Source organism: Streptomyces sp. NPDC049887, assembly GCF_040656535.1.
Classification (GTDB): Bacteria; Actinomycetota; Actinomycetes; order Streptomycetales; family Streptomycetaceae; genus Streptomyces.
Genome location: NZ_JBFAMM010000003.1, coordinates 130,799 through 157,778, shown reverse-complemented (window position 1 = coordinate 157,778; position 26,980 = coordinate 130,799). Strand labels below are relative to the sequence as shown.

Below are 26,980 nucleotides of genomic sequence, written 5' to 3'. Positions count from 1 at the left end.
GCCCGCGCCCGCCCGTCCGCCCGGTCGCGGGGCCGTCCGGCCCTTCAGGCCGCCCGGCCCTCCCCGTCACCGTGCCGCCCCTGGTACCGGGCGAATCCGCTGGTCTGCCAGGTGGTGCCGTCCGCTGCCACGGCGAACCCCTCCGTGCCGGGGAGCTGTTCCAGCCAGGCACGTGCTCCCGCGCCCATGGCGTACGCGGCCGTCGCCCGCGCGTCCGCCTGGGTCAGTCCCCGGCCGACGACGGTCATCGACGCCAGGCCGTCGCTCGGGGCGCCGCCCGAGCGCGGATCGACGATGTGGCAGCCGCGTTCGGCCGGGCCCGAGGTGGCGACGGCGAGACCGTCGTGCGCCTCGACGACCGCCGCGAGACCGCCGGGGTGCAGCGGATCGGAGATGCCGATCCGCCAGGGGCCGCCGTACAGCTGGACGTCGCCGCCGCCGTTGAGGCAGACCGCCGCCGCGCCGGACGAGGCGATCATGTCCACCGCGCGCTGCACGGCCCAGCCCTTCACCAGGCCGGTGGGATCGAGCCCGCCCGCGTAGCGCGGGGTGAACCAGCCGTCGCTCAGGCGTTCCTCGGTCTCGCAGAGCCCGAAGACCTCGGCGACGTCCGGCTCGCAGCCGGCGAGCGTGAGCTCGCCTCTGGCGAGCCTGCTGATCTGGCTGTCCGGGCGGTACGGCGAGAACAGCTCGTCCACGTGGTGCAGTCCGGCCACGGCGGCGGCCAGCCCGGCGCGTACACGCTCGCGGTCGGCATCGCCGTCCAGCCGCACGTCGAACGAGAACACCGTGCCCATGACGTGCTCCACATGGCGCATCCGCGCCCGTTCCCCGGTCACAGGCCCGCCTTGTCGAGGGCGCTCTGCAGGGAGCGGATGTAGCCCTGGCTGGTGTAGGTGGCGCCGGACACGGCGTCGATCTCGCCGCTCTGGGCGGCGACGGCGGCCTGGTTGAGCTTGGGTACGGCGTCGGCGGCGATCTTGCGGCTGTTGGCGTCGGAGCTGGGCGCCTTGACGGCCTCGGCGGCGGTGACCCGTCCGCCGCTGACGGTGAGGCGCACCTGCACATCGCCGTACTGGGTGCCCGCCACGTCCCCGAGCACCGACTCCGTCGCGCCACCCTCTCCGGAGCCGGAGCCCGAACCTCCACCGGAGCCGGAGCCCGAACCTCCATCGGAGCCGGTGCCCGCATCCCCGCCCGGGGTGCCCGCGCCGCTCCCGGCGCCGGGCGTCGCGCCCTGCTCCGCACCGTCCCCGGCGCCGGTTCCCGCCGCCCCCGCCTTGTCGAGGGCGCTCTGCAGGGAGCGGATGTAGCCCTGGCTGGTGTAGGTGGCGCCGGACACGGCGTCGATCTCGCCGCTCTGGGCGGCGACGGCGGCCTGGTTGAGCTTGGGTACGGCGTCGGCGGCGATCTTGCGGCTGTTGGCGTCGGTGCTCGGCACCTTGACGGCCCGGGCCCCCGTGATCCGGCCGTCGCTCAGGGTGAGCTCGACCTGCACGGGCCCGAACTGCGTGTCGGCCTCGTCCCCGAGCACGGTCTCGCCGCCCGCCGGTACGGCGCCGCTGCCGGCGGGTGCCGAGGCGGCGGGCGGTGCGCCGCCGGCCTGCGACGCGGCTCCGGCCACCGTGGTGCCCGGCTGCTTCAGCGTCAGGAGCAGCGCGACGGCCGACGTGGTGCCGGCGACCGCGATCATCATCCGGAGCAGTGGATGCTTCCTCTTCACGTACGGCCTCACATCTCGAACGACTCGTGATGGATGCGACGCGACGGAACGCCCGCCGCCCGCAGTGCGTTGTAGGACTCCTCGGCGAGCCCGGGCGGCCCGCAGAGGTACACGTCGTGCTCGTCGATGTCGGGGAACACTTCCCTCAGCCGCTCGGTGGTGATCTCCGGGCGTGCCCCGTCCGGCCCGTTCACGGCGTACAGCAGCTTCGCCCGGCGGGTCTCGGCGATCTCCTGGAGCTCGGTCCACAGCGCGAGGTCCTCCGTCGAACCGGCGCGGTAGAGCAGCGACAGGTCCCCCGGGCCGCCCGGCAGCGTCTCGAACAGCGCCCGCAGCGGGGTGATCCCGGCGCCTCCGGCGATCAGGAGCACCTTGTTCCGGCTGCGCCGCCCCGCGGTCATCGCCCCGTACGGACCCTCGGCCCAGACCCTGGTTCCCGGCTCCAGCCGGCCGAGCGCCCTGCTGTGCTCCCCGGCGGCCTTGACGGTGATGCGCAGCAGATCGGGACGCGGCGGCGCGGAGAGGGAGTACGGGTTGGAGCTCCAGCGCAGGCCGTCGGCGAGGAAGCGCCAGCGGAAGAACTGGCCCGCCTCCGCGCCGATCCGGTGCAGCCGCCGCCCTGTGATCAGGACGGACACCACGCCCGGCGCCTCGTCCACCACGGACTCCACCCGCATCCGGTGGCTGAGGTTGAGCCGCAGCGGCGCCAGTATCCGGTACCAGAGGAGCAGTGCGCCGACCGTGCCGTAGAGCACGTACCAGATGGTGCGGGCGGTCGCGCTCGCCACGAACTCCGAGCCGGTGGCGAGCTGGTGCCAGAACGTCAGGTACACGGCGACGTAGGTCAGCAGATGCAGGTAGTACCAGGTCTCGTAGCGCATCCGGCGGCGCACCGCGCCCGCCGAGACGAAGCCGACCAGCAGCAGCAGCGCCGTACCGATCGTCGCCTCGACCATCTCGGGGAAGTCGACGACGACGGTGACGGTCTGTTCGACCAGGCCGGTGCGCGCCTGGACGGAGTACCCCCAGACGGTGAGGACGACATGGGCGACGACGAGGCTGATCGCGTACCGGCCGCTCATCGCGTGCCAGCGCGTCGCCCGGTCGGAGCCCACCCGGCGCTCCAGCGCCGGGACCCGGGCCATCTGCAGCACCACGAGGGCGATCATGTAGCCGCCCAGCAGGCCCGTGATCCGGCCCGCGCCGACCAGCCACTCCGCGGTGTCCATGTGGACGACCGCGGTGTTGTCCCACCAAAGCCACATGACGGCGGCGGCCCCGGCCCAGGCGGCGACCAGGAGCACCGTCGCCGGATTGCGGCGCGGCCGGATCGCCTGCATGGTCAGGCGTCTGGCGGCCCGACCGCTCTGAATCATCGTCACCGCTGCTCCTCGGTCATCCGTATCGCTCAGGTGGATACGGAGAGGAGGTACGGCGGGTTCAATCGCCGGGCGGACCGTTCGGGGCGCCACCGGGCGAGGCATCCTCGAGACCGCCGGCCCGCCACCCGGAAGGGTTCGGGCCCGCGGTCCCCGGGCCCTGTTGCTCACGGCCGCCCCTGGGCCCCCGGCCCGGCGTCGGGGCGTCTCGCCGGGGAGGTGCGCAGCTCCGCGCGCGTCCGGCGTCCGGGCGGCTCAGTCGGTGCGCGCGGGCAGCGGCAGCGGCAGCGCCGGCAGCCCGTCCAGACTCACACCGACGTGCGGCTTCTTCTCGCAGTAGGCCGCGAACTCCTCGTCGGTCTTGCGCGCGAGGTGCTCCGCGTGCTGTGTGCGCTCCTCGCGGTAGTCCATGAAGGGGACGGCGAACCCGCAGGCGTCGCCGATGCGCCTGGCGCGCACGACGATCACCGCGCGGGCGCCGTCGCCGTCGGCGTCCCGGAAGTGTGCGAGGTACCCGGCCCAGCGCGGGTCGTCCCGGAACACCGCCTCGCCTTCTCCGTGCACCCGCAGCACCTTCGGCGCCCCGCTGAACGCACACCACATCAGGGTGATACGGCCGTTCTCCCGAAGGTGGGCGATGGTCTCGGCGCCGCTGCCGCCGAAGTCCAGGTAGGCCAGGGTCAGCTCGTCGAGGACGACGAGGGTGCCCTTCCGGCCCTTGGGGGAGAGGTTGACATGTCCGTCGGCGGCGAGCGGCGCGGTGGCGGTGAAGAAGACCGGCTGCTCCTCGATGAAGGTGCGGATGCGGCCGTCGATGCGTTCGTACGTCTGACCCATGCCCGAATTATGGCTCGGACGCGCCAACGGCGCCGGGGTGCGCCGCTGTTGCCCGGTGCTCCGGGGCCGCCCCTCGGCCCCGGAGTCCGCTCCTTCTCCCCGGCCGCCCCTTCTCCCCGGCCGTCCGGGGCCGGTCCGGTCGGTCCCGCCCGCCTCCGCGGGCGCAGCGGCGCGTCCTGGCTGAACGGATGGGTGCGGTGGTTCGGCGGCGCGTCCGGTTCGGCGGGATCGTGGTGACCCTCCGACCGGCTTCCGGGGGTTCTCGGTCCCACGGGGCGGGCCTCCGCGTCGCGCTCTGGCCGGGACGTCCGGGTTCGTCGCCCCGCGCGCCCGGTGCGGCCCCACCCCCTGCATCCGCCGCTCGACGGCCGTGTTCTCCCTGGTCAGCGCTGAGCGAGGACATGCGGCGGGGTGGCCGACGGCCACCGGGTTTCCCCTGCGTTGACAAAACATACGGAGGACTGCATAGTTATACCCATCACCGCATGCACCGTAAGGAGAAACCCGTGACCGAGCGCGTCGTACTCGCCTACTCGGGCGGTCTGGACACCTCCGTCGCCATCGGCTGGATCGCCGAGGAGACGGGCGCCGAGGTCATCGCCGTTGCCGTGGACGTCGGCCAGGGCGGCGAGGACCTGGACGTCATCCGCAAGCGCGCACTCGCCTGCGGTGCCGTCGAGGCCGAGGTCGCGGACGCCAAGGACGAGTTCGCCGAGGAGTACTGCCTCCCGGCGATCAAGGCCAACGCCCTCTACATGGACCGCTACCCGCTGGTCTCCGCCCTCTCCAGGCCGACGATCGTCAAGCACCTGGTGGCCGCCGCGAAGAAGCACGGCGCCTCGATCGTGGCCCACGGCTGCACCGGCAAGGGCAACGACCAGGTGCGGTTCGAGGCGGGCATCGCATCCCTCGCCCCCGACCTGAAGTGCATCGCCCCGGTCCGTGACTACGCGATGACCCGGGACAAGGCCATCGCGTTCTGCGAGGCGAAGCAGCTCCCGATCGCCACCACCAAGAAGTCGCCCTACTCGATCGACCAGAACGTCTTCGGGCGCGCCGTCGAGACCGGCTTCCTGGAGGACATCTGGAACGGGCCGATCGAGGACATCTACGAGTACACCTCCAACCCGGCCGAGGTCCGCGAGGCCGACGAGGTGATCATCTCCTTCAAGGAGGGCGTGCCGGTCGCCCTCGACGGCAAGCCCGTCACGGTGCTGCAGGCGATCCAGCAGCTCAACGAGCGGGCCGGCGCCCAGGGCATCGGCCGGATCGACATGGTCGAGGACCGGCTCGTCGGCATCAAGTCCCGCGAGGTGTACGAGGCCCCGGGTGCGATCGCGCTGATCACCGCCCACCAGGAGCTGGAGAACGTCACCGTCGAGCGCGAGCTGGCCCGGTACAAGCGGCAGGTCGAGCAGCGCTGGGGCGAGCTCGTCTACGACGGCCTGTGGTTCTCCCCGCTCAAGCGGGCCCTGGAGGGCTTCGTCGACGAGGCCAACCAGCACGTCACCGGCGACATCCGGATGACCCTGCACGGCGGCCGCGCCGTCGTCACCGGCCGGCGGTCGGAGCAGTCGCTGTACGACTTCAACCTCGCGACGTACGACACGGGCGACACGTTCGACCAGTCGAAGGCCCAGGGCTTCATCGACATCTTCGGTCTCTCGTCGAAGATCGCCGCGAAGCGCGACCTCACCTGATTCCCTGGGTCCATCGCCTTCCAGGTGCACCGCCGCCGCCTCCCCTCCCGTCCGTCGGGTCCCGGGCCCGCCGAGGCCCGGGAGCAGGGGAGGCGGCCGCACATCCGAAGCCCGGCAATTCTTGAGGAGCAAGTGCTGTGAGCAGCAACAACGGTGACGTCCGGCTCTGGGGCGGCCGGTTCGCCGACGGTCCCTCCGAGGCGCTGGCGAAGCTGTCGGCGTCGGTCCACTTCGACTGGCGGCTCGCGCCCTACGACATCGCCGGCTCCCGCGCGCATGCCCGTGTGCTCCGCAAGGCGGGCCTGCTCACCTCCGACGAGCTGGAGCGGATGCTCGCCGGGCTCGACCGCCTGGAGGCGGACGTCGCCGACGGCAGCTTCACCGGCACCATCGCCGACGAGGATGTCCACACCGCCCTCGAACGCGGCCTCCTGGAGCGCCTCGGCCCGGATCTCGGCGGCAAGCTGCGCGCCGGCCGGTCCCGCAACGACCAGGTCGCCACGCTCTTCCGGATGTACCTGCGCGACCACGCCCGGATCATCGGCGGGCTGATCGCCGAGCTCCAGGACGCGCTGGTGGGGCTGGCGGAGGCACACCCCGGCGTCGCCATGCCGGGCCGCACGCACCTCCAGCACGCCCAGCCCGTGCTCTTCGCCCATCACGTGCTGGCCCACGTCCAGTCGCTTTCCCGGGACGCCGAACGGTTGCGCCAGTGGGACGAGCGGACCGCCGTCTCCCCCTACGGCTCCGGTGCGCTCGCCGGGTCCTCGCTCGGACTGGACCCGGAGGCCGTGGCGCAGGACCTCGGCTTCGAGCACGGCAGCGCGGGGAACTCCATCGACGGCACGGCCTCGCGGGACTTCGCCGCCGAGTTCGCCTTCATCACCGCGATGATCGGGGTGAACCTCTCCCGGATCGCCGAGGAGGTCATCATCTGGAACACGAAGGAGTTCTCCTTCGTGACGCTCCACGACGCCTTCTCCACCGGTTCGTCGATCATGCCCCAGAAGAAGAACCCCGACATCGCCGAGCTGGCCCGCGGCAAGTCGGGCCGGCTCGTCGGCAATCTGACCGGTCTGCTCACCACGCTGAAGGCCCTGCCGCTCGCCTACAACCGCGACCTGCAGGAGGACAAGGAGCCGGTCTTCGACTCCTGCGACCAGCTGGAGGTGCTGCTGCCCGCCTTCACCGGGATGATGGCCACCCTGACCGTCAATCGGGAGCGGATGGAGGAGCTCGCGCCCGCCGGCTTCTCGCTGGCCACGGACATCGCGGAGTGGCTGGTCAAGCAGGGTGTGCCGTTCCGCGTCGCGCACGAGGTCGCGGGCGAGTGCGTCAAGGAGTGCGAGGCGCACGGGATCGAGCTGGACCAGCTCACGGACGAGCAGTTCGCGAAGATCTCGCCGCACCTCACGCCCGAGGTCAGGACCGTGCTCGACGTCCCCGGCGCGCTCGCCTCCCGCAGCGGCCGCGGCGGTACGGCCCCGTCGGCCGTCGCCGCCCAGCTCGCCGAGGTCAAGGCGGACCTGGCCGTCCAGCACGCCTGGGCCACCGCCAAGCGGTGACCTCACGGCGGCGCCGGCCCGACCGGAGCCGCCGCCCCCCGCCACCCGCGGCGTCCCGGTTGCCCGCCGGCGCCCCGCGATCGAGCACCACCGCGGTTCAGAGCGCCGCCGCCCGGTCCGCGAGCGCGTCGAAGTCCGGCCGGACCAGTCCGATCCGGTGGTCGACGTGCAGCAGCAGGGCGGCGGCGAGGTGCTTTTGGTCGACGTACTCACGGTCGAGGTCCTCGATCTCGTCGTCGATCCAGGCGAACGGCCGCCCCGCCGCGTACTCCAGCACGTACTGGGTCTTCCAGAACGTCCCACTCGGCGAGGCGCCGTGCATCACGGGCCAGTCGATGAACGGCAGCTCGGGCAGCCCCAGACGCGGCCCCACCCAGACATTGGCGTCACCCTTCCACGTCGTCGCCCACACCAGTTCGTACCGGTCCCCGAGCGCGAGCAGCTCCGTGCCGTGACCCGGGTTGAGCCAGACCCGCAGGGGCCTGTCGTGCGCCCAGCCGCTGGGCCGCATCCGGTGCGTCGTGTACCCCTCGGGCCGGCGCTGCGGCTTACCGCCGTACGGGTTCAGCGGTCCGTCGATGTCGATCAGCAGCAGTGGCTTCATGCGCTCAGCTTCCCGCCCACCCTTCGGTGAGGCATTGAATTATCGAGTGAGACATTGACGTCTCATTCGGTGTATGGTTGTCTCATGGCCATGGATCGTGAACAGGTGCTGCGCGCCGCCGCCGCCCTCCTCGCCCGGAAGTCGACCGCGACAATGGACGAGGTCGCCCGCGCGGCGGGCATCGGGCGCGCCACCCTGCACCGGCACTTCGCCGGGCGGGACGCGCTCGTGAAGGCGCTCGAAGCCTTCGGCATCGAGGAGTTCGAGGCGGCCGTCGACCGCGCCGCGCTCGAGGACGGCCCCGCCGGCGACGCGCTGCGCCGGCTGATCGCCGAGATGGAGCCCGCGGCGGAGCTTCTCGCGTTCCTCGTCACGGAGAACCAGCTGTTCGAGGGCGACCAGGTCGACGAGGGCTGGGCCCGGCTCGACGCCCGGGTCAGCGCCCTGTTCCGAAGGGGCCAGGAGCAGGGCGAGTTCCGGATCGACCTGTCGCCCGTCTGGCTCACCGAGGCCCTCTACGGCCTCATCGGCACCTGCGCCTGGGCCGTCATGGACGGCCGGGTCGCCAAGAACGAGTTCCAGTACATGATCACCGAGCTGCTGCTCGGCGGAGCACGACGGAGTGTGGAGAAATGACCAGCGGTACCGTCCAGCGCACGAGCGGGGCGGACGAGACCCTGTACCGCCCCGGGCGCTGGCTGGCCCTGGCGGTACTCGTGCTGGCCGTGCTGCTGGTGGCGGTGGACGCCACCGTGCTCGGCCTCGCGACGCCCTTCCTCAGCGAGGACCTCCAGCCCACCGGCACCCAGCTGCTGTGGATCGGTGACGTCTACTCGTTCGTCATCGCGGGTCTGCTGGTCTCCATGGGCAGCCTCGGCGACCGGATCGGGCGCAAGAAGCTGCTGCTGACCGGCTCTGTCGCCTTCGGTGCGGTGTCCGTGCTCAACGCCTACGCCACCACGCCCGAGATGATGATCCTCGCCCGGGCCCTGCTCGGGGTCGCCGGGGCCACGCTGATGCCCTCCACGCTTGCGCTGATCCGCAACATCTTCCACGACCCGCGCGAACGCAGCATAGCCATCGGCATCTGGGGCGCCATGGCCTCGGCCGGCGCCGCCGTCGGACCGGTCGTCGGGGGCTTCCTGCTGGAGCACTTCTGGTGGGGCTCCGTCTTCCTCATCAACCTGCCCGTGATGGCCGTCCTCGTCCTCGTCGGCGTCAAGCTGCTGCCCGAGTCGAAGAACCCGGTCGCCGGCCCCTGGGACCTGATCAGCGTCGCCCTGTCGCTGATCGGCATGATCGGGGTGGTGTACGCGATCAAGGAGGCCGCGAGCCGCGGTGTGAGCTGGGAGTCCGGCGCCGCCGCCCTCATCGGCGTCGTCGCGCTGTACGGATTCGTCAGGAGGCAGCTCACCCTGCCCTCCCCGCTGCTCGACATGCGGCTGTTCCGGAACCGTGGCTTCTCCGGCGCGGTCCTCGCCGACCTGCTGACCATCCTGGGTCTGTCGGGACTGGTCTTCTTCCTCTCCCAGTTCCTCCAACTGGTCCAGGGGAGGCCGCCCTTCGAGGCCGGGCTCGCGGAACTGCCCGCCGCGATCGGTGCGGTGGCGACCGGGCTCGTCGCCGGCCGCTTCGCCCGCCGGTTCTCCGTCCGGTCCGTCGTGGCGGGTGGACTCGCCGCCATGGGTGCCGCACTCGCCGTGCTGACCTTCATCGGCAGCTCCACGGGCTACCCGCTGCTCGGCGCGGCCCTGCTCGTCGTCGGAGTCGGCGCCGGCTTCTCGTTCACCGTCACGGCCGACGTCATCCTCTCCAGCGTGCCGAAGGAGCAGGCCGGCTCGGCCTCGGCCGTGTCCGAGACGGCGTACGAACTCGGTGCGGCGCTCGGCATCGCGCTGCTCGGCTCGATCGTGACCGGCGTGTACCGGGACTTCGCGACACCGGCCGGAGTGCCGGCGGACGTGGCGTCCGCCGCGCATGAATCGCTGGGCGGGGCGGTGGAGGTCGCGGCCGTGCTGCCGGCCCACCAGCAGGCCGAGCTGATCGGCGCGGCACAGGAGGCGTTCGTCGAGGGGCTGCGGCTCGCGTCGGGCGTGGGCGCCGCGGTGCTGCTGGTCACCGCGGTGGCCGCCTGGTTCCTCATGCGCGGCCAGAAGCTGGCGGACGGCATCGAGCACTGACGCCCGGGGCGGCGGCTCCTCGGGTTCTCCGGGGCCACGGCCCCGCGCCCGGGAGGGGCCGCTCCCCGTACGTGCCGTCGCGCCCCCGCACATCACGGCGGGGGCGAGGCAGGTGCCGGAGCGGCTCCGGGACCGGCGCCTGGCCGGCGGTCACGCGGCCCCGGCAGCGTCGACCCGTGCGCGCTCCGTGCGAGGTCCGGCCTCGTCCCCCGGCGGCAGGGCCGGACGAAGCCGGTCCTGCGGAGAAGCTTCAGGCGGCCTTCGCCTTCGTGGCGTACATGTCCACGTACTCTTGGCCGGACAGCCGCATCACCTCGGTCATCACCGAGTCGGTCACCGCCCGCAGCACATAGCGGTCGCGGTCCATCCCCTCGTAGCGCGAGAACTCCATCGGCCGGCCGAAGCGGACCGTCACCCGGCCCGGCCGCGGCAGGCCGGCGCCGCCCGGCTGGAGCTTGTCCGTGCCGATCATGGCGAACGGGACGACGGGCGCGCCGGTCATCAGGGTGAGCCGCGCGATGCCCGTACGGCCGCGGTACAGACGGCCGTCGGGGGAGCGGGTGCCCTCCGGGTAGATGCCGAAGACCTTGCCCTCCTCCAGCACCCGCCGGCCCGTCATCAACGCCGCCACACCGCCGTTCGCGCCGTCCCGGTCCACCGGGATCATGCCGACGCCGGTGAAGAACCAGGCCATCAGACGGCCCTTGAACCCCTTGCCGGTGACGTACTCGTCCTTGCCGATGAAGTAGACCGGCCGGTCGCACACGATCGGGAGCACCATCGAGTCGATGAAGGTGAGGTGGTTGCCGGCGAGGATGACGGGGCCGTCCCCGGGGATGTTCTCCGCGCCTTCCACACGCGGGCGGAACATCAGGCGCAGGATCGGTCCGAGCACTGCCTTGATGAGCGACAAGCGGGACAACGGGTCCTCCGGTGTCAGGAGCGGGACGGCGGTACGGCCGGCGAAGTCTCTGCAGGTGAGGACGATACTCGCGGGTGCCGCCCGACCGCACATTGGGTTCACCGAGCAGATACACAGTGTTGACCTGAGTTTGGCCGGCGTTTGCCCTGGGTCTCCCGCAGGTAACGCCCGGGGCCTAGCCTGTCCGCCGCGCGGCCGCGCCCATCGGCCGCGGGACAACACCAGTCGACGGAGGAGCGTTTATGACACACGGTGCGGAAAGTACCCCCGGGCGGCGGACCCTCCTGGGGGCGGCGGTGCTCGGGTCGGCGGCCCTGGGGATGGCCGCCGCGCCGGGCGCGCACGCCGCCGAACGCGCCGCCGGGGACGGCCGGGCCCCGGGGGAGCGGCACGGCGGCGGCTCCGGACACCGCTCGCTGCCGGTGCCCACCGTCATCGCCCACCGCGGGGCGAGCGGTTACCGGCCGGAGCACACCATCGGCTCCTACCAGCTGGCCCTGGACATGGGGGCGCACGTCATCGAGCAGGACCTCGTGCCCACGAAGGACGGGCACCTGGTCTGCCGCCACGAGAACGACATCACCGGCACCACCGACGTCGCCTCGCGCCCCGAGTTCGCCTCGCGCCGGACGACCAAGTCGGTGGACGGCTCCGCCATCACGGGCTGGTTCACCGAGGACTTCACGCTCGCCGAGCTGAAGACGCTGCGCGCCAAGGAGCGGATACCGGCGAGCCGCCAGGAGAACACCCTCTACGACGGGCGGTGGACGATCCCCACCTTCGAGGAGGTCCTGCGCTGGGCGGACGCGGAGGGCCGCCGCCTGGGCCGGCCGGTCTGGCTGCACGCCGAGACCAAGCACCCCACCTACTTCCGCGGCCTCGGTCTCGGCCTGGAGGAGCGCCTGGCGAAGCTGCTGCGCCGCCACGGCCGGCACCGCGCCCACTCGCCCGTCTTCCTCCAGTCGTTCGAGCCGAGCAGCATCCAGCGGCTCGCGAAGCTGGTGGACTCGCCGCGCGTCGTCCTGCTCTCCGGCGCGAACACCCGCCCCTGGGACTTCGTCCGGGCCGGTGACCCGCGTACGGTCGCGGACCTGGTCACCCCCGAGGGCCTGAAGTGGATCGCCTCGTTCGCGCAGGGCATCGGCCCCACCCTCGACCTCGTCGTGCCGAGGGACGCCGACGGCAGGCTGGGCACGCCCACCACGCTCGTCCGCGACGCCCACGCCCGGGGTCTGATCCTGCACCCCTACACGATGAGGAACGAGAACTCCTTCCTGCCCGCCGACTTCCGGCGCGGCACGGACCCGAACGCGTACGGGGACGTGTTCGGCGCGTACAAGGTGTACTTCGAGCAGGGCATCGACGGGATCTTCACCGACAACCCGGACACGGGTCTGCTGGCGCACGCCGACTTCGTCGGCGGCTGAGGGTTCGCCGAACCGCGCACCGGCCGGGTGACGGGCCACCGTCGCCCGGCCGGCCCACGTCAGCCGCCGTACGGCCGTCATGCGGTCGGGTGAGACCCTGTCACGGCGGCAACCGCAACTCGTGGCGGGGCGTCCCGCAGGGCATGACACCGTGTGAAGAGGACGCCGCCCCACCCTCCGTCACCGCGCGGCGCGCCGTGGCGACCGGGCCCGCAACCGCCCGGAGCGGTCCCGCACTGGGGCCGGGGGCCGGCCGTCGCGCCGCGGGGCTCGGCACCGCCTCCGGCGCCGTGCGGTCGGGGGCCGCCGGAGCGCTCGTGCGCGATCTGCGGCCGCTCGTCGCGGCGGAGGCGAGCGCCGAGGCGGACGGCGCGGCCCTGGACTCCGGGGACCTGGAACAGTCCGTCTGGGTGCGGCTCCTGGAACGGCTCGACACCGAGGGCCCACCGCCCGACGCGGCAGGCTGGGTCGCCGGGGCCGTACGGGAGGAGGCGAGCCGGGCCCGGCACCACGCCCTGCGGGAGGGCCCCTACCAGGACGAGCCCGCCACGGGACCCGCCGCCTGCCCCGAACGGGCCGCGCTCGTCGCGGAACGGCGCCGGACCCTGAGGGCCGCCGTCGCGCGGGCACCGGGCCAATGCCGTCGGCTGCTGACTGCGATGCTGGCGCCCGAGGACCCCACCTACCGCGAAATCGCAGGAGAGTTGGGAATCTCACAAGGAAGTCTGGGGCCGATGCGTTCCCGCTGCCTGGGATGTTTGCGCAGAATGCTCGCGACAGAGGTTGCGGCTCCTGAACTCCGGGGAATGGAGCGGTAGACAACCGGGCGGCAGGTGAGCGGGAGGCATGCGCACATGGGCATGAGCGTGACCATCTCAGCGGCAACGGCAGAGGACGCCGAACAGATCCTCAAGCTGCAGTACCTGTGCTACCAGAGCGAGGCCGAGCTGTACGGCGACTACCGCCTGGAACCGCTCACCCAGACCCTCGGCGAACTGCGCGCCGAGCTGGACCGCGGCCACGCCCTGGTGGCCCGCCTCGGGGACGAGGTGATCGCCTCCGTACGTGGCGAGGTCGACGGCGAGGGCACCGCCACGATCGGCAAGCTCATCGTCCACCCCCGGATGCAGCGCCACGGACTCGGCGGGCGGCTGCTCGACGCCATCGAGGCGCACTTCGCCGGCGCGCCCGCGGCCCGCCGCTTCCAGCTCCTCACCGGGCACCGCAGTGAGCGGAACCTGCGCCTGTACCGCAGTCACGGCTACGCGGCCGTGTCCACCCGGGTGCTGACCCCGAAGCTGACACTCGTCACGATGGAGAAGGACGCGGCGGCCGCGGTGCCCCCGGCCCGGGCCGCGGGGGCGTTCGTCACCAGCGCGTAGTCCTGCGCGGCCGGCGAGGGGCCGGGTCCGGCGGGAGGCCCCGGGGTCGCACGCGAGGGGCCGGTACGCCGGGGGGCGGGCGGCGTTCGGCGTGTGGCCGCGGGGTCGGGTTCAGCCCCGGCCCCGGCGCAGCCAGAGCAGTCCGGTGACGGGCAGCAGTACCGGAATGAACAGGTACCCCATGCCGTAGCCGGACCAGACCGTGGTGTCCGGGAAGGCCGACGGGTCCACCAGCGTCCACGTGCCCACGGTCAGCACGCCCACCAGCTCCGCGGCGCAGCACACCAGTGCCGCCCTGCGGGCCCTCTCACCGCCGCGGAACAGGGTGTACGTGATGAACGCGTAGACCACCGCGGCGATCGCGGAGAGCGAGTACGCGAGCGGGGCGCGTTCGAACGCGGTGGCGATCTCGAAGACCGAGCGTGACACGGCGCCCACCGACATCACCCCGTACAGCCACACCAGCAGCAGCCCGGGGCCCTTGACCAGCCTCGTCGCCGACGCCTCCAGGCCGCGGCCCTCGGTGGAGCCCGCGGTCGTCCCCGTCTCGCCGGCCATCTCAGCCTCCCCAGATGTCGTGGAGCCGGACCTCCAGCACCGCGAGCACGACCGCCCCGGCCGCGACCGTCGCCGAACCCCAGCGGGTCCGCTCGGCCAGCGACAGGAACCCGGCGGCGGGAACCGCGGCGAACGCCCCGATCAGATAGGCGATGAAGATCGTCGCACCCTCGTCGGCCTTCTCGCCCCTCGCCAGCTGCACCACCCCGATCACCAGCTGGACCAGAGCCAGCAGCGTGACCACGGCCATGCCGATGAAGTGCCAGTCCTTGGTGGGCTGGTCCCGGAACGCGGCGAAACCGCACCAGGCGGCGAGGGCGAGAGCGGCCACGGACACCGCGACGGTCAGAGCGACGAGCATGGGTGAGAGCGTATTACGGGCCAAAAGACCCCATGCGCGCGGCCCCGGCGGGACCCGTGCACGGGCGGGGCGCGGGCGTCGCCCCCGGGACGACGACCGTGGCGCCGGCCACAACCCGGGCCGCGCCCGAGCCGGCCGCCGGCACCGCCGCCCCCGCCCTCCCGGCCGTGTCCCCGCGCAGGTCACGGCCGGGAGGAGTGGGGACCGCCGGCATCGCCTGGCATCCGGATTCCGGACTCAAGCATTCCGCTATTCGGACGGTCGTGATCCGCTCCCGGGTCGGTCTGTTTTACTGGCCGCATGACCACGACGAGCAGCCGCACCCTTGCGACCGAGGCGATGACGACGCCCGGTGCTCGTTGTATGTGTCGAATGTGCGCCTTCTGAGGGCCCCTGCCTGAGCCTCGCGCCCCGAAGCGAGACCCCGACAGCCATGCCGTGTCCGCCGTGACGGCGACGGACCGAGCCTGCCCGCGCACACGCTGCCGAACCGGCCGCCCGTGCTGCGCCGGCTGTCCCCAAGACGACATGCCCCGTGCCCGGCGAGGGAACCCCGCGCCGTGCACTCGACAGTGACGGAAACCCTGTGATCACCACTACGGGCCTCACCAAGGTCTATCGGTCGCGAGGCCGCGACATCACCGCTCTCGACGGAGTCGACCTGCACGTCCGCGAGGGCGAGGTGTTCGGCGTCGTCGGCCGCAGCGGAGCCGGGAAGTCCTCCCTCATCCGCTGCGTGAACCTGCTGGAGCGTCCCACCTCCGGCAGCGTCGTCGTCGACGGCACCGACCTCACCGCCCTCGCCGGACGCGGCAACCGCGCCGGGAAGGAACTCCGCCGGGCGCGCAGCCGCATCGGCATGGTCTTCCAGCACTTCAACCTGCTGTCCTCGCGCACCGTGCGGGACAACGTCGAGCTGCCGCTGGAGATCCTCGGCGTGTCCGGTGCCGAACGCTCCCGCCGCGCCCTCGAACTCCTCGACCTCGTCGGCCTCGCCGACAAGGCCGGGGCCTACCCCGGACAGCTCTCCGGCGGCCAGAAGCAGCGCGTGGGCATCGCCCGTGCCCTCGCCGGCGACCCCAAGGTGCTGCTCTCCGACGAGGCCACCAGCGCCCTCGACCCCGAGACCACCCGGTCCGTCCTCCAGTTGCTGCGCGACCTCAACCGGCAGCTCGGGCTGACCGTGCTGCTGATCACGCACGAGATGGACGTCGTCAAGACCGTCTGCGACTCCGCCGCCCTGATGAAGCAGGGCCGGATCGTCGAGTCCGGCACGGTCGGCGAACTGCTCGCCACCCCCGGCTCCGAGCTCGCCCACGAGTTGTTCCCCGTCACCGGGGACGCCTCGGGTCCGGACCGCACCGTCGTGGACGTCACCTTCCACGGCGACGCCGCCACCCAGCCGGTCATCTCCCAGCTGTCCCGCACCTACAACATCGACATCTCGATCCTCGGCGCCGCGATGGACACCGTCGGCGGCAAGCAGATCGGCCGGATGCGCATCGAACTCCCCGGCCGCTACGAGGACAACGTCGTACCCGTCGGCTTCCTGCGCGAACAGGGGCTGCAGGTCGACGTCGTGGACGAGGACGCGTCGTCCGCGGTGCCCGCGCAGAGCAGCGGGGCCCGGGACACCGCACCGGTGAAGGAGGCCGTCAAGTGACGTGGTCGGAGATGCAGCCCCTGCTCACCCAGGGCACCCTCGACACCCTCTACATGGTCCTGTGGTCGACCCTGGTCACCGCGCTCGGCGGACTGCCGCTCGGCATCCTCCTCGTCCTCACCGACAAGGGCGGACTGCTCCAGAACACCCCCGTGAACAAGGCCGTCGGCGTCGTCGTGAACATCGGCCGCTCGCTGCCGTTCATCATCCTGCTGATCGCGCTGATCCCCTTCACCACGGCCGTGGTCGGCACCTTCATCGGCCCCACCGCCATGATCGTGCCGCTGGCCGTTGGCGCCATCCCGTTCTTCGCGCGACTCGTCGAGACGGCGATCCGCGAGGTCGACCACGGACTGGTCGAAGCCGTCCAGTCCATGGGCGGATCCGTCCCGACGATCATCCGCAAGGTGCTGCTCCCGCAGGCCCTGCCCTCGATCGTGGCCGCGGTCACCACCACCGTGATCGTGCTCGTCGGCTACTCGGCCATGGCCGGCGCGGTCGGCGGGGAGGGCCTCGGTTCCAAGGCCGTCACCTACGGCTTCCAGCGGTTCGAGACCGAGTTCATGCTCGTCACGGTCGTCGTCCTGATCGGGATCGTCACGGCCGTACAGCTGATCGGCGACGGAATCGTCCGACTGCTGGCCCGCCGCGGCCGCACCGCCTGACCACCACCCCGCACCACCCGGTGCCGGCGCTTCGCCCCGGCACCTCCAGCGAGCCCGCACTCCTTGTCCGGGCGTCATCACCGCAACACCAGAAAGAGGCACTCTTCGTGCGCAACCACCGACAGAACACCAAGCTCGCCGCCGCCGCTGCCACCGCCGCGCTCGCGCTCGGCCTCACGGCCTGCGGCACCGCCTCCGACCCGGCCGCGGCCGGGTCCGGCGGCAAGGCCGCGGAGTCCGGGCCCCTCGTCGTCGCGGCCTCGCCGACCCCGCACGCCGACATCCTGAACTTCGTCAAGAAGAACCTCGCCGACAAGGCCGGCCTCGATCTGGAGGTCAGGGAGTTCACGGACTACGTCCTGCCGAACACCGCCACCCAGTCCGGCCAGGTCGGCGCCAACTTCTTCCAGCACAAGCCGTACCTGGACGACTTCAACAAGAAGAACGGCACCACCATCGTCCCGGTGGTCGACGTCCACCTCGAGCCACTCGGCCTGTACTCGAAGAAGGCCACGTCGGTCGAGGACATCAAGCCCGGGCAGACCGTCGCCGTCCCCAACGACACCACCAACGAGGGCCGCGCGCTCCAGCTCCTCGCCGAGCACGGCCTCATCACCCTCAAGCCGGGTGTCGGCACCAGCGCCAAGCTGTCGGACATCACCGACAGGAAGGGCCTGGAGTTCAAGGAGCTGGAGGCCGCGACCGTGCCGCGCGCCCTGAACGACGTCGACGCCGCCGTCATCAACGGCAACTACGCCATCGAGGCCGACCTCAAGCCCTCCGAGGACGCGCTCGTCCTGGAGAAGGCGGAAGGCAACCCCTACGCCAACTTCCTCGCCGTCAAGAAGGGCAACGAGAAGGACGCGCGCGTCGCGAAGCTCGCGAAGCTCCTCAACTCACCCGAGGTGAAGCAGTACATCGAGGACACCTACACCGGCTCGGTCGTCCCGGCGTTCGGCGCTCCCGCCAAGTGACACCGTCCGTACGGCCCTTGAGGACGTACCGATGAAAGAGGGCTCCGCGCACCCCGGTGGTGCGCGGGGCCCGCGGCGTATCGAGGGCCGTTGCGACCCGGCCATGCACACCGCCGCCCCGATGCTGCATGCTGTGCCTTTACGGCCCTTACGACGGTCTTCGGCATGGAGCTGCGCATGACTACCACCTTCCCGGACATCTCCATCAGCACGGAGCGGTTGGTGCTGCGCGCGCTCGAACCCGCCGACGCCCCCGCCCTCGCCGAGATGATGAACGACGAGCAGGTCGCCGCCTGGACCGCCGTGCCCCAGCCCTACACCGAGTCCGCGGCCCACGGCTGGATCGCGGACCGCGCCCCCACGGAACGCGCCGCGGGCCGGGGCATAGACCTCGCCGTCACCGAGTTCCTCACCCAGCGCCTGGTGGGGGTGATCCAGCTGAGCAGGACCGACTGGCGGGTGCGCGCCACCGAGATGTCGTACATCATCGCCCCCTGGGCCCGCGGCGAGGGCTACGCCTCCGAGGCGGCCCTCGCCACCGCCCAGTGGCTCTTCCGCGACCAGCGCTTCGAGCGCCTCGAACTGCGCACCGCCGCCGACAACACCGCCTCCCAGCAGGTCGCCCAGAAGATCGGCTGCATCAGCGAGGGCGTCCTGCGCGGCGCCTGCATAGCCCGCACCCGCACCGAGAGCGGGGGCTGGGCCGATCTGCGCACCGATTTCATCGTCTGGAGCCTGCTCCCCGAGGACCTCGAAGGGGTCGCCGACCAGATGGCCGAGGCGGGTGGGTTCGGGGCCTGCACCGACTGGAACTGACCGGCAGGCGGCGTCGCCGGGCCGCGGACCTGGCCCTCGGAACGCGTACGGGCCCGGCCGGGCACGGCGTCCGGGAACGACGCCCTCCCGACCGCCACGAACGCACCGGGAGGCGGACGACGCGGTCCCCGGCCGGACGCACCGGGAGACGAGCACGCCCGTATCGTCCCCTCGGGACGCGAGGTGCCCTTCGGGCGCGGGTCGGGCCGTACGGATCCGGAACGACCGGCGGACCCGCACCGCAGCGGCCCGCACCACCGCCCGTCACCGACACCGGGTACCCTCGGCCCTGCCTGCCCCGCACCCCGTGGGTACGGTCCTCACCTGCGACGACACCAGGAGAAAGACGACGATGGCCGACCGGGTCACGGTGATCGGCTGGGACGGCTCGCCGCTGACCGCGGCCGCGAGATCCGCCCTGTCCGCGGCCACGCTCGTCGCCGGGGCCGCCCATCACCTGGCGCTTCCCGAAGTACCGCCGGGCGCCGAGCGCATCCGCCTCGGCAGCGTCGACCTCGCCGCCCGCAGGATCGCGGGCCACCGCGGCAGCCCCGTCGTCCTCGCCGACGGCGATCCGGGCTTCTTCGGCGTCGTACGCACCCTGCGCGCACCGCAGCACGGCCTCGAGGTGGAGGTCGTTCCCGCCGTCTCCTCCGTCGCCGCCGCCTTCGCCCGGGCGGGCATGCCCTGGGACGACGCCCGGATCGTCGTCGCCCACAGCCGCACGCTGCGCCGCGCGGTCAACGTCTGCCGGGCCCACCCCAAGGTCGCCGTCCTCACCTCTCCGGGGGCCGGTCCCGCCGAACTCGCCCTGCTCCTCGACGGCGTCCACCGCACCTTCGTGATCTGCGAGGAACTCGGCACCGAACGCGAGCAGGTCACCGTCCTGACCTCCGACAAGGTCGCCGACCACAGCTGGCGCGACCCCAACGTCGTCATCGTCATCGGCGGCGCCGCCGGCGCCCAGGGCGGCGCCGGCTGGGTCGCCGGCGGGGAGTTCGGGCACTCCGCACAGGCACGCGGCTGGGCCCTGCCGGGCGGCGAGGGCCGGCCGGCCGCCGAGAGCGAGTCGCTGCAGCTGCGCGCCGCCCAACTCGCCCGGCTCGGACCCCGCCTGGGCGACCTCGTGTGGGACGTCGGCTGCGGCAGTGGGGAGCTTGCCGCCGACGCGGCCCGCTTCGGGGCCGCGGTGATCGCCGTCGACGACGACCCCGCCGCCTGCATCCGGGCGGACGCCGCCGCCCGCCGCCACGGCGTCCTCCTGCAGACCGTACGCGGCCGGGCGCCGCACGTACTGGAGCGGCTTCCGGAGCCGGACGTCGTGCGGATCGGCGGGGGCGGTGTCCCCGTCGTCACCGCCTGCGCCGACCGCAGGCCCGAGCGGATCGTCACCCACGCCTCCACCCGGGACGAGGCCGAGGCGATCGGCGCCGCGCTCACGGAGGGCGGCTACACCGTCGAGTGCGCCCTCCTCCAGTCCGTCGAGCTCGACACCGACGACTGGTCGGAACGCGAGCGGTCGGTCGTCTTCCTGCTCGCCGGCCGGCGTCGGGAACACGCTTCCTGATCGTTCGACGGCCGTCCCCCGGCCGCCCCTGGACCGGGCGCGAAACCGTGGCGCGGTAGGCTGGCCGATCGTTGTACCGCAGCCGGTCGTTGGTCGATTCGCTCACCAATATCCGGAATAGGGGGCGATTTTGACCCCGGTTGTGGTACGGCGTGACCGGGGGACGCGCAACGTGGCGCAGTCCACACCGAACCGTGACCGATCCTGCTGCCGCGGACGCGAACGCCCACGACAATGCTTGTGTCCGCGGGCTTTCGTGCCGCGTGGGGCACACGCTCGTTCTTGTAGTGACGGGCACGGGTGTGTGCCGCGATCGGGCGTCCCGGGCGAAGGTCTGAAGGAGCACAACCGATGGGCGAGGGGTACGCATGACTGACACCGGCCAGGTCCCGGGCCAGGGACTGCCGGAGAACGCAGGCATGGTGGAGCAGCCGGGCGTCCCCGCTCCCGGCGCGTACACCTTCCTCGACCACTCCGGCGGTGCCCCAGAAGCCGTCACCGAGGACGACGACCTGCTCCTCATGCCGGGCGCACAGGGGGCGTGGAGCGACCCGGCCGCGGCCCCGCCCGCGGCGCCCGAGCCGGCCCCGGCGGCGGCTCACGGCGCCGGTCATGTCCAGCCCGTACCGGTCGTCCAGGACACCGCGGCGGCCCGGTATCAGCAGGTTCCGGGCGCGCAGCCCGCGCCGGGGTACGCCGGGGCCGGGGCGGCCGCCGTGCCGGGGACCGGGCAGCCGCACGAGCACACGGCGCAGGAGCAGCAGTACACGGTCCACGAGCAGCGGCTCCGAGCGGCGGAGCAGCAGGCCACCCCCGGCCCGGGCGGGCCGGAGCAGGCCGCCCCCGCGCAGGCCGCTGCCGGCCCGGTGGCGGCCGAGCAGGCAGCGACCGCCGGGGCCGCCGCGCACGGACAGCCCGTCGTTCCGGGGCAGCCGCCCGCACCGGCACAGCCGACGGCCGACGACGGGCAGTACGTTCACGGTCGGGCCGTTCCGCACGGTCGGCCCGCGGACCCGCAGGCCGCGGTGGGGCAGCTCTTGTACGAGACCGGCGCCCACGAGGCCGGCGCCCACGAGGCCGGCGGTCGGGACTCCGGATCCCTCGATCTCGGCGGTGTGCGGATGCCGCCGCCCGCCGCGCCCGCGCAGACGCCGGCCCCCGCCCGCCGCCCTCTCCACATGGGCCCGCCGGTCCCCGAGGCGAACAACGGTGTGGTCCGCTCACTCGCCGACCGCGGCCCCGCCGCCTCCCGGCAGGGAGCCGTGACGGCACCCGCCGCGGGTCAGCCGGCCGGCGCACCGGAGTACCTGGACGTACCGCGTGACGAGGCGGACCTGCTGCCCGGTCCGCAGCTGGGCGAGATCCCTCCGCAGGGCGCGTCCCAGTGGGCCGCCCGGCACGTGCCGCCCCGGACCGCCGTGACCGTCCCCGAGGAAGCCGCATCCGAGGCGGTCGCCCCGGTCCCCGCCGAAACGGTCCCCCCGCAGGCCGTCCCCGCCTCCGCCGCCGAACCGGCGGCGCCCGAGCCGGGCGAAGCGCCCGCCGAGGCGGCACCGGAGTCCATGGCCACCGGGCAGTTCGCGGCCGTGGAGGGTTCCCTGGCGACGGGTCCCCGGCCCGCGACCCCGCCGGCGGCCGTGATCGTGGCGGTCGAGGAGGGGCAGCCGGGACCCGGGGCTCCAGCGGCCTCCGCCGAGCCTGCGGTCGAGTCCCCCCTGCCCGCCGCCGAGTCCCCCCTGCCCGCCCCCGACGTCGTCACGTCCTCCCCTGGGGCCTCCCCGGAGGCCGTCGCGGTCTCCGAGCCGGAGCCCGCGTCGTTGGAGGCGCCCCGGCCCGTCGGAGTGTCCGGGTCCGTGCCGGCGCCCTCGACCGAGTCGGCTGAGCCCGTCGTCGCTCCGGACCCCGTCGTCGCAGCCGGAGGCGGTGCGGCTCCGGAGCCGGAGGCCGTCGCCGTCGTGCCCGCCCCCCGCGAGGGAGAGGACGAGACCCCTGCGGCCCACCAGGCGGGGCCGAGCGGGCGGAGCGCCGAACCCCTCGACGCCACGCAGCCGGCCGGGACCCCCGCACCGGCTGCCGAGGACCGCTCCACCGGTGAGCCCGGGGCGGTCGGCCCCGTGCCCGCGGCCGAACGGACGTCCGGGACCGAGGCCGCCGCGGACGCCGAACGGCCCGTCGTACCGGAGGCCGCCGGGAACGCGGCCGCCGCGTCCCCACCGGCCGCGGCGGTGGAAACCGCCCCCGGAACCGAGTCGCCCGCCGAGCTCCGGCCGGGGGCCGGCCCCGAGTCGCCCGCCGAGCGCGAGCCCGAGCCCGAGCCGGGCCCGGAGCCCGGGGCACACCCGGTCGCCGACGGGGCACAGGGCGCCGGCGAGGACGTCGAGGCGACTGCCGAGGAGACCCACGGCACGGCGGCGCCCGGATACGCCGACGCCGAACGCGAAGCCGTGCTCCGCGTGATGCGCGAGCGTCGGGACATCCGCAACGGCTTCCGCAGCGACCCCGTCCCGCACGACGTCCTGCTCCGGGTCCTGGAGGCCGCGCACACCGCGCCCTCCGTGGGCCATTCCCAGCCCTGGGACTTCGTCGTCATCCGCTCCGCCGAGACCCGGCGCTCGATGCACGAACTCGCCCAGCGCCAGCGCGAGGCGTATGCCGAGTCGCTGCCCAAGGGGCGGGCCAAGCAGTTCAAGGAACTGAAGATCGAGGCCATCCTCGACACACCCGTCAACATCGTCGTCACCGCCGACCCGACACGCGGCGGCCGCCACACCCTCGGGCGGCACACCCAGCCGCAGATGGCGCCGTACTCCTCCGCCCTGGCCGTCGAGAACCTCTGGCTCGCCGCCCGCGCCGAGGGGCTCGGCGTCGGCTGGGTCAGCTTCTTCGACGAGCGCGAGATGGTTCGCGCGCTCGGCCTGCCCGAGCACCTGGAGGTCGTGGCCTACCTCTGCGTGGGATACGTCGACGAGTTCCCCGAGGAGCCCGAACTGATGCAGGCGGGCTGGTCCAAGCGGCGGCCGCTGTCCTGGGTCGTCCACGAGGAGACGTACGGCCGCCGCGCCCTGCCCGGCGAGGAGCCCCACGACCTGCTCCAGGAGACCGTCTCCAACATCCGCCCGCTGGACGCCAAGGCGCTCGGTGAGGCGTGGGAGCGGCAGAAGCGGATGACCAAGCCCGCGGGCGCTCTCGGCATGCTCGAGATCATCTCCGCGCAGCTGGCCGGACTGTCCCGGATGTGCCCGCCCCCGATCCCGGAGCCCGCGGCCGTCGCGATCTTCGCCGGCGATCACGGGGTGCACGCCCAGGGAGTCACGGCCTGGCCCCAGGAGGTGACCGGCCAGATGGTCGCGAACTTCCTCGGCGGGGGAGCGGTCTGCAACGCCTTCGCCAACCAGGTCGGTGCCGAGGTCTGCGTGGTCGACGTCGGCGTCGCCTCCGACCTCCCGGCCACCCCCGGGCTGCTGCCGCGGAAGGTGCGCCCCGGAACGGCCGACTTCACGACCGGCCCGGCGCTCGGCCGCGAGGAGGTCCTCGCCGCCATCGAGGTGGGCATCGAGACCGCCCGCGACCTGGTCTCCGCGGGCAACAAGGCGCTGCTCACCGGTGAGATGGGCATCGCCAACACCACGGCGTCGGCCGCGCTGATCTCCGTCTACACCGGGGTGGACCCGGCGGAGGTCACCGGACGCGGCACCGGGATCAACGACGAAATGCACGCCCGGAAGGTGGATGTCGTCCGCCGTGCACTGGAACTCCACCAGCCGGACGCGGCCGACCCCGTCGGCGTCCTAGCGGCGGTCGGCGGCCTGGAGCACGCGGCCCTGGTCGGCTTCATCCTCGGCGGTGCGTCGCTGCGTACGCCGGTCGTCCTGGACGGCGTCTCCGCGGGTGCCGCGGCACTGGTCGCCCGGGCGGTGGCGCCCGAGGCCCTGGCGGCGTGCATCGCCGGCCACCGCAGTGCCGAGCCCGGCCATGTCGCCGCCCTGAACAAGCTGGGCCTGCGTCCGCTGGTCGACCTGGACCTCCGCCTCGGCGAGGGTACGGGCGCCCTGCTCGCGCTCCCGCTCGTCCAGAGCGCGGCCCGCGCGATGCACGAGGTGGCGACGTTCGACTCGGCCGGCGTCACGGAGAAGTAGCGCCGCGGCAGGGGGCGCGCCACCCGTCAGGGGTGGCGCGTCCGCGCCGATTCCGCACCTGGGTGCGGGCGTTCCGCGTCCGCGCCGACGGCTGTGCGCGGGCGTTCCGCGTCCGTGCCGGCGTTGCGAGCGTCGGCGTGCACGTCCGCGCGGCGACCGGCGTGCGGATGCCGCGCCGTAGGGGAGCGAGGTGCGGCCCACCCCGGGCGCGGCTGTCCCTCCCGGCGCTCGCAACGCCGCGCCCCGCACCCCGTATCGTGTTCGCCAGGACCGCCCCACCCGTTCCCACCAGCCGCTTCACCGTCGCAGCGGCCCCGCACCGCCGCACCGAGGAGCCGCACCGCCATGGTCGAGCCCGCCGAGCAAGCCAAGAGCCCCGCGCACCCGCAGCCCGACTCCCGCGAGGAGCATCCCGCCTACCCGGTCGGACTCCGCCTCACGGGCCGTCGCGTCGTCGTCCTGGGCGGTGGCCAGGTCGCCCAGCGCCGTCTCCCGGCCCTCATCGCGGCCGGGGCCGACATCACCCTGGTCTCGCCGTCCGCGACCCCGTCCGTCGAGGCCATGGCGGAGGCGGGGGAGATCACCTGGGCCCGCCGCCGCTACCAGGACGGGGACATCGCCGGCGCCTGGTACGCGCTCGTCGCCACCAGCGACCCGGTCGCCAACGAGTCCGCCTCCGCCGAGGCGGAGAGGACGAAGACCTGGTGCGTGCGGTCCGACGACGCCGAAGCGGCGACGGCGTGGACACCGGCCACCGGGCGCAGCGAGGGGGTGACGGTCGCGGTGCTGACGGGCCGGGACCCGCGCCGGTCGGCAGCCGTGCGCGACGCCATCGTCGAGGGCCTGCGCGACGGTTCCCTCGCCGCACCGCACAGCCGTGACCGTACGCCGTTCGTCGCCCTCGTCGGCGGCGGCCCGGGCGACCCCGACCTGATCACCGTGCGGGGCCGCCGGCTCCTCGCCGAGGCCGACGTCGTCATCGCCGACCGTCTCGGCCCGCGCGACCTGCTCGACGAACTCCCGCCGCACGTCGAGGTGATCGACGCGGCGAAGATCCCGTACGGGCGCTTCATGGCGCAGGAGGCGATCAACAACGCCCTCGTCGAGCACGCCAAGGCGGGCAGGTCGGTCGTGCGGCTCAAGGGGGGCGACCCGTTCGTCTTCGGCCGCGGCATGGAGGAGGCGCAGGCCCTGGCAGAGGCCGGTATCGCCTGCACGGTCGTGCCGGGCATCTCCAGTTCGATCTCCGTCCCGGGCGCCGCCGGTATCCCGGTCACCCATCGCGGGGTGGCCCACGAGTTCACGGTGGTGAGCGGTCATGTCGCGCCGGACGACCCCCGTTCGCTCGTCGACTGGGAGTCGCTCGCCAAGCTGACCGGCACACTGGTGATCCTCATGGGTGTCGACAAGATCGGTGCCATCGCCGAGGCGCTCGTCTCCCACGGCAAGGCGCCGGACACCCCGCTCGCACTGGTGCAGGAGGGCACCACGGCCGCCCAGAGACGGGTGGACGCGACGCTCGCGACGGTCGCAGAGACCGTCAGGACGCAGGACGTCCGGCCCCCCGCGGTCATCGTCATCGGCGATGTCGTCGCCGAGGGCCCGCACAAGTAACCATCGGTAACGGAACTCCGTCCCGCCCGTTGGCACCTCTCCCCGGACAAGGCAGTATCACCCTGTGGCAGATCTCATCACCGTCGACGACCCCGAGGACCCGCGTCTGCGTGACTACACGGGCCTGACCGACGTCGAACTGCGGCGCAAGCGCGAGCCCGCGGAGGGCCTGTTCATCGCCGAGGGGGAGAAGGTCATCCGCCGCGCCCGGCACGCCGGCTACGAGATGCGGTCGATGCTGCTGTCCGCCAAGTGGGTCGACGTCATGCGCGACGTGATCGACGAGGTTCCTGCGCCGGTGTACGCGGTCAGTCCGGACCTCGCCGAGCGCGTCACCGGATACCACGTCCACCGGGGCGCCCTTGCGTCCATGCAGCGCAGGCCACTGCCGACGGCCGGCGAGCTCCTGCGGGGCGCCCACCGTGTCGTGATCATGGAATCGGTCAACGACCACACCAACATCGGGGCGATCTTCCGGAGTGCCGCCGCCCTCGGGATGGACGCGGTGCTGCTCTCGCCCGACTGCGCGGACCCGCTCTACCGGCGCTCGGTGAAGGTCTCGATGGGAGCGGTGTTCTCCGTTCCGTACGCCCGCCTCGACTCCTGGCCCAAAGGACTGGAGACCGTACGGGAGTCGGGCTTCAAGCTGCTCGCGCTCACCCCGGACGAGAAGGCGTCGCCGATCGACGAGGCCGCTCCGCACCGGCTGGACCGGGTCGCGCTGATGCTGGGCGCCGAGGGCGACGGACTGTCCACGCAGGCCCTGATGGCGGCCGACGAGTGGGTGCGCATCCCGATGGCCCACGGCGTGGACTCGCTGAACGTCGGCGCGGCCGCGGCGGTGGCTTTCTACGCGGTGGCCACGGGCCGCCCCGGGAACTGACCGGTCCGGTCTCAGCGGGGCCCG

At 73.1% G+C, this 26,980-nt stretch carries 23 protein-coding genes; 15 read left to right on the top strand and 8 right to left on the bottom strand.

The genetic code is table 11. The features are described from left to right. Window positions 1-44: 44 nt before the first annotated feature. The 4 genes from AB0J10_RS04890 to AB0J10_RS04875 all read right to left on the bottom strand — a co-directional run bounded on the left by AB0J10_RS04890 (window position 45) and on the right by AB0J10_RS04875 (window position 3,939). Entirely contained in the window at window positions 45-797 is a 753-nt protein-coding gene (locus AB0J10_RS04890) for an FAD:protein FMN transferase (RefSeq protein ID WP_363058264.1), read from the bottom strand. Between the two features lie 38 nt (window positions 798-835). Continuing rightward, on the bottom strand, window positions 836-1,693 hold the full coding sequence (locus AB0J10_RS04885) for an FMN-binding protein (protein WP_363058262.1): 858 nt from the start codon (window positions 1,691-1,693) through the stop codon (window positions 836-838). Window positions 1,694-1,731: 38 nt separating this feature from the next. Then, window positions 1,732-3,099: a ferric reductase-like transmembrane domain-containing protein gene (locus tag AB0J10_RS04880; RefSeq protein WP_363058260.1), complete on the bottom strand. Its 1,368-nt coding sequence runs from the start codon at window positions 3,097-3,099 to the stop codon at window positions 1,732-1,734. A 258-nt stretch (window positions 3,100-3,357) separates the two neighbouring features. After that, the gene (locus AB0J10_RS04875; RefSeq protein WP_363057854.1) at window positions 3,358-3,939 is read right to left on the bottom strand and encodes a pyridoxamine 5'-phosphate oxidase family protein; all 582 of its coding nucleotides are present in this window, start codon (window positions 3,937-3,939) and stop codon (window positions 3,358-3,360) included. Between the two features lie 506 nt (window positions 3,940-4,445). On the opposite strand from AB0J10_RS04875, the gene AB0J10_RS04870 reads away from it, so the two are divergent. Beyond that, a complete protein-coding gene (locus AB0J10_RS04870) occupies window positions 4,446-5,639 on the top strand; it encodes an argininosuccinate synthase (RefSeq protein ID WP_363057852.1) in 1,194 nt (397 codons plus the stop codon). A 137-nt stretch (window positions 5,640-5,776) separates the two neighbouring features. Continuing rightward, window positions 5,777-7,204 (top strand): argininosuccinate lyase, encoded by a 1,428-nt coding sequence (gene argH / locus AB0J10_RS04865; protein WP_363057850.1) that lies wholly within the window; start codon window positions 5,777-5,779, stop codon window positions 7,202-7,204. Between the two features lie 97 nt (window positions 7,205-7,301). Here the strand turns inward: argH and AB0J10_RS04860 are convergent, their stop codons facing one another. After that, entirely contained in the window at window positions 7,302-7,808 is a 507-nt protein-coding gene (locus AB0J10_RS04860; protein ID WP_363057848.1) for a hypothetical protein, read from the bottom strand. An 84-nt stretch (window positions 7,809-7,892) separates the two neighbouring features. Here AB0J10_RS04860 and AB0J10_RS04855 point away from each other — a divergent pair, with 84 nt between their 5' ends. Together AB0J10_RS04855 and AB0J10_RS04850 are read left to right on the top strand one after the other, a co-directional pair. Continuing rightward, window positions 7,893-8,444 carry a TetR/AcrR family transcriptional regulator gene (locus AB0J10_RS04855; protein ID WP_363057846.1) on the top strand — a complete coding sequence of 184 codons (552 nt, stop codon included), beginning with the start codon at window positions 7,893-7,895 and terminating at the stop codon, window positions 8,442-8,444. Beyond that, window positions 8,441-9,988: an MFS transporter gene (locus tag AB0J10_RS04850; protein ID WP_363057844.1), complete on the top strand. Its 1,548-nt coding sequence runs from the start codon at window positions 8,441-8,443 to the stop codon at window positions 9,986-9,988. Before AB0J10_RS04855 ends, AB0J10_RS04850 begins: the two co-directional genes overlap by 4 nt. A 250-nt stretch (window positions 9,989-10,238) precedes the next feature. On the opposite strand, the gene AB0J10_RS04845 is transcribed toward AB0J10_RS04850, so the two are convergent. After that, window positions 10,239-10,901: a lysophospholipid acyltransferase family protein gene (locus AB0J10_RS04845; RefSeq protein WP_363057842.1), complete on the bottom strand. Its 663-nt coding sequence runs from the start codon at window positions 10,899-10,901 to the stop codon at window positions 10,239-10,241. Window positions 10,902-11,152: 251 nt separating this feature from the next. Here AB0J10_RS04845 and AB0J10_RS04840 point away from each other — a divergent pair, with 251 nt between their 5' ends. From AB0J10_RS04840 to AB0J10_RS04830, 3 genes are all read left to right on the top strand, one after another. After that, a complete protein-coding gene (locus AB0J10_RS04840) occupies window positions 11,153-12,337 on the top strand; it encodes a glycerophosphodiester phosphodiesterase (RefSeq protein ID WP_363057840.1) in 1,185 nt (394 codons plus the stop codon). 143 nt (window positions 12,338-12,480) lie between these two features. After that, window positions 12,481-13,155: a sigma-70 family RNA polymerase sigma factor gene (locus AB0J10_RS04835; protein WP_363057838.1), complete on the top strand. Its 675-nt coding sequence runs from the start codon at window positions 12,481-12,483 to the stop codon at window positions 13,153-13,155. Window positions 13,156-13,191: 36 nt separating this feature from the next. Further along, the gene (locus AB0J10_RS04830; RefSeq protein ID WP_363057836.1) at window positions 13,192-13,719 is read left to right on the top strand and encodes a GNAT family N-acetyltransferase; all 528 of its coding nucleotides are present in this window, start codon (window positions 13,192-13,194) and stop codon (window positions 13,717-13,719) included. A 111-nt stretch (window positions 13,720-13,830) separates the two neighbouring features. Here the strand turns inward: AB0J10_RS04830 and AB0J10_RS04825 are convergent, their stop codons facing one another. Next, window positions 13,831-14,277, bottom strand: coding sequence for a hypothetical protein (locus AB0J10_RS04825; protein ID WP_363057834.1), 447 nt, complete (start codon window positions 14,275-14,277; stop codon window positions 13,831-13,833). Window position 14,278: 1 nt separating this feature from the next. Beyond that, a complete protein-coding gene (locus tag AB0J10_RS04820) occupies window positions 14,279-14,638 on the bottom strand; it encodes a hypothetical protein (protein ID WP_283297871.1) in 360 nt (119 codons plus the stop codon). 586 nt (window positions 14,639-15,224) lie between these two features. On the opposite strand from AB0J10_RS04820, the gene AB0J10_RS04815 reads away from it, so the two are divergent. From AB0J10_RS04815 to AB0J10_RS04780, 8 genes are all read left to right on the top strand, one after another. Next, window positions 15,225-16,301, top strand: a complete 1,077-nt coding sequence (locus AB0J10_RS04815; RefSeq protein ID WP_363057832.1) for an ATP-binding cassette domain-containing protein — start codon at window positions 15,225-15,227, stop codon at window positions 16,299-16,301. Then, entirely contained in the window at window positions 16,298-16,966 is a 669-nt protein-coding gene (locus tag AB0J10_RS04810; RefSeq protein ID WP_363057830.1) for a methionine ABC transporter permease, read from the top strand. Before AB0J10_RS04815 ends, AB0J10_RS04810 begins: the two co-directional genes overlap by 4 nt. Window positions 16,967-17,073: 107 nt before the next feature. Continuing rightward, entirely contained in the window at window positions 17,074-17,940 is an 867-nt protein-coding gene (locus AB0J10_RS04805) for a MetQ/NlpA family ABC transporter substrate-binding protein (RefSeq protein ID WP_363057828.1), read from the top strand. A gap of 177 nt (window positions 17,941-18,117) precedes the next feature. Further along, window positions 18,118-18,756: a GNAT family N-acetyltransferase gene (locus tag AB0J10_RS04800; protein ID WP_363057826.1), complete on the top strand. Its 639-nt coding sequence runs from the start codon at window positions 18,118-18,120 to the stop codon at window positions 18,754-18,756. A gap of 352 nt (window positions 18,757-19,108) precedes the next feature. Next, a complete protein-coding gene (gene cbiE / locus AB0J10_RS04795; protein ID WP_363057824.1) occupies window positions 19,109-20,323 on the top strand; it encodes a precorrin-6y C5,15-methyltransferase (decarboxylating) subunit CbiE in 1,215 nt (404 codons plus the stop codon). A gap of 368 nt (window positions 20,324-20,691) precedes the next feature. Beyond that, window positions 20,692-24,459 carry a nicotinate-nucleotide--dimethylbenzimidazole phosphoribosyltransferase gene (gene cobT, locus AB0J10_RS04790; protein ID WP_363057822.1) on the top strand — a complete coding sequence of 1,256 codons (3,768 nt, stop codon included), beginning with the start codon at window positions 20,692-20,694 and terminating at the stop codon, window positions 24,457-24,459. 345 nt (window positions 24,460-24,804) lie between these two features. Continuing rightward, entirely contained in the window at window positions 24,805-26,073 is a 1,269-nt protein-coding gene (cobA, locus tag AB0J10_RS04785) for a uroporphyrinogen-III C-methyltransferase (protein WP_363057820.1), read from the top strand. Between the two features lie 64 nt (window positions 26,074-26,137). Then, the gene (locus tag AB0J10_RS04780; protein ID WP_363057818.1) at window positions 26,138-26,956 is read left to right on the top strand and encodes an RNA methyltransferase; all 819 of its coding nucleotides are present in this window, start codon (window positions 26,138-26,140) and stop codon (window positions 26,954-26,956) included. Window positions 26,957-26,980 lie beyond the last annotated feature (24 nt).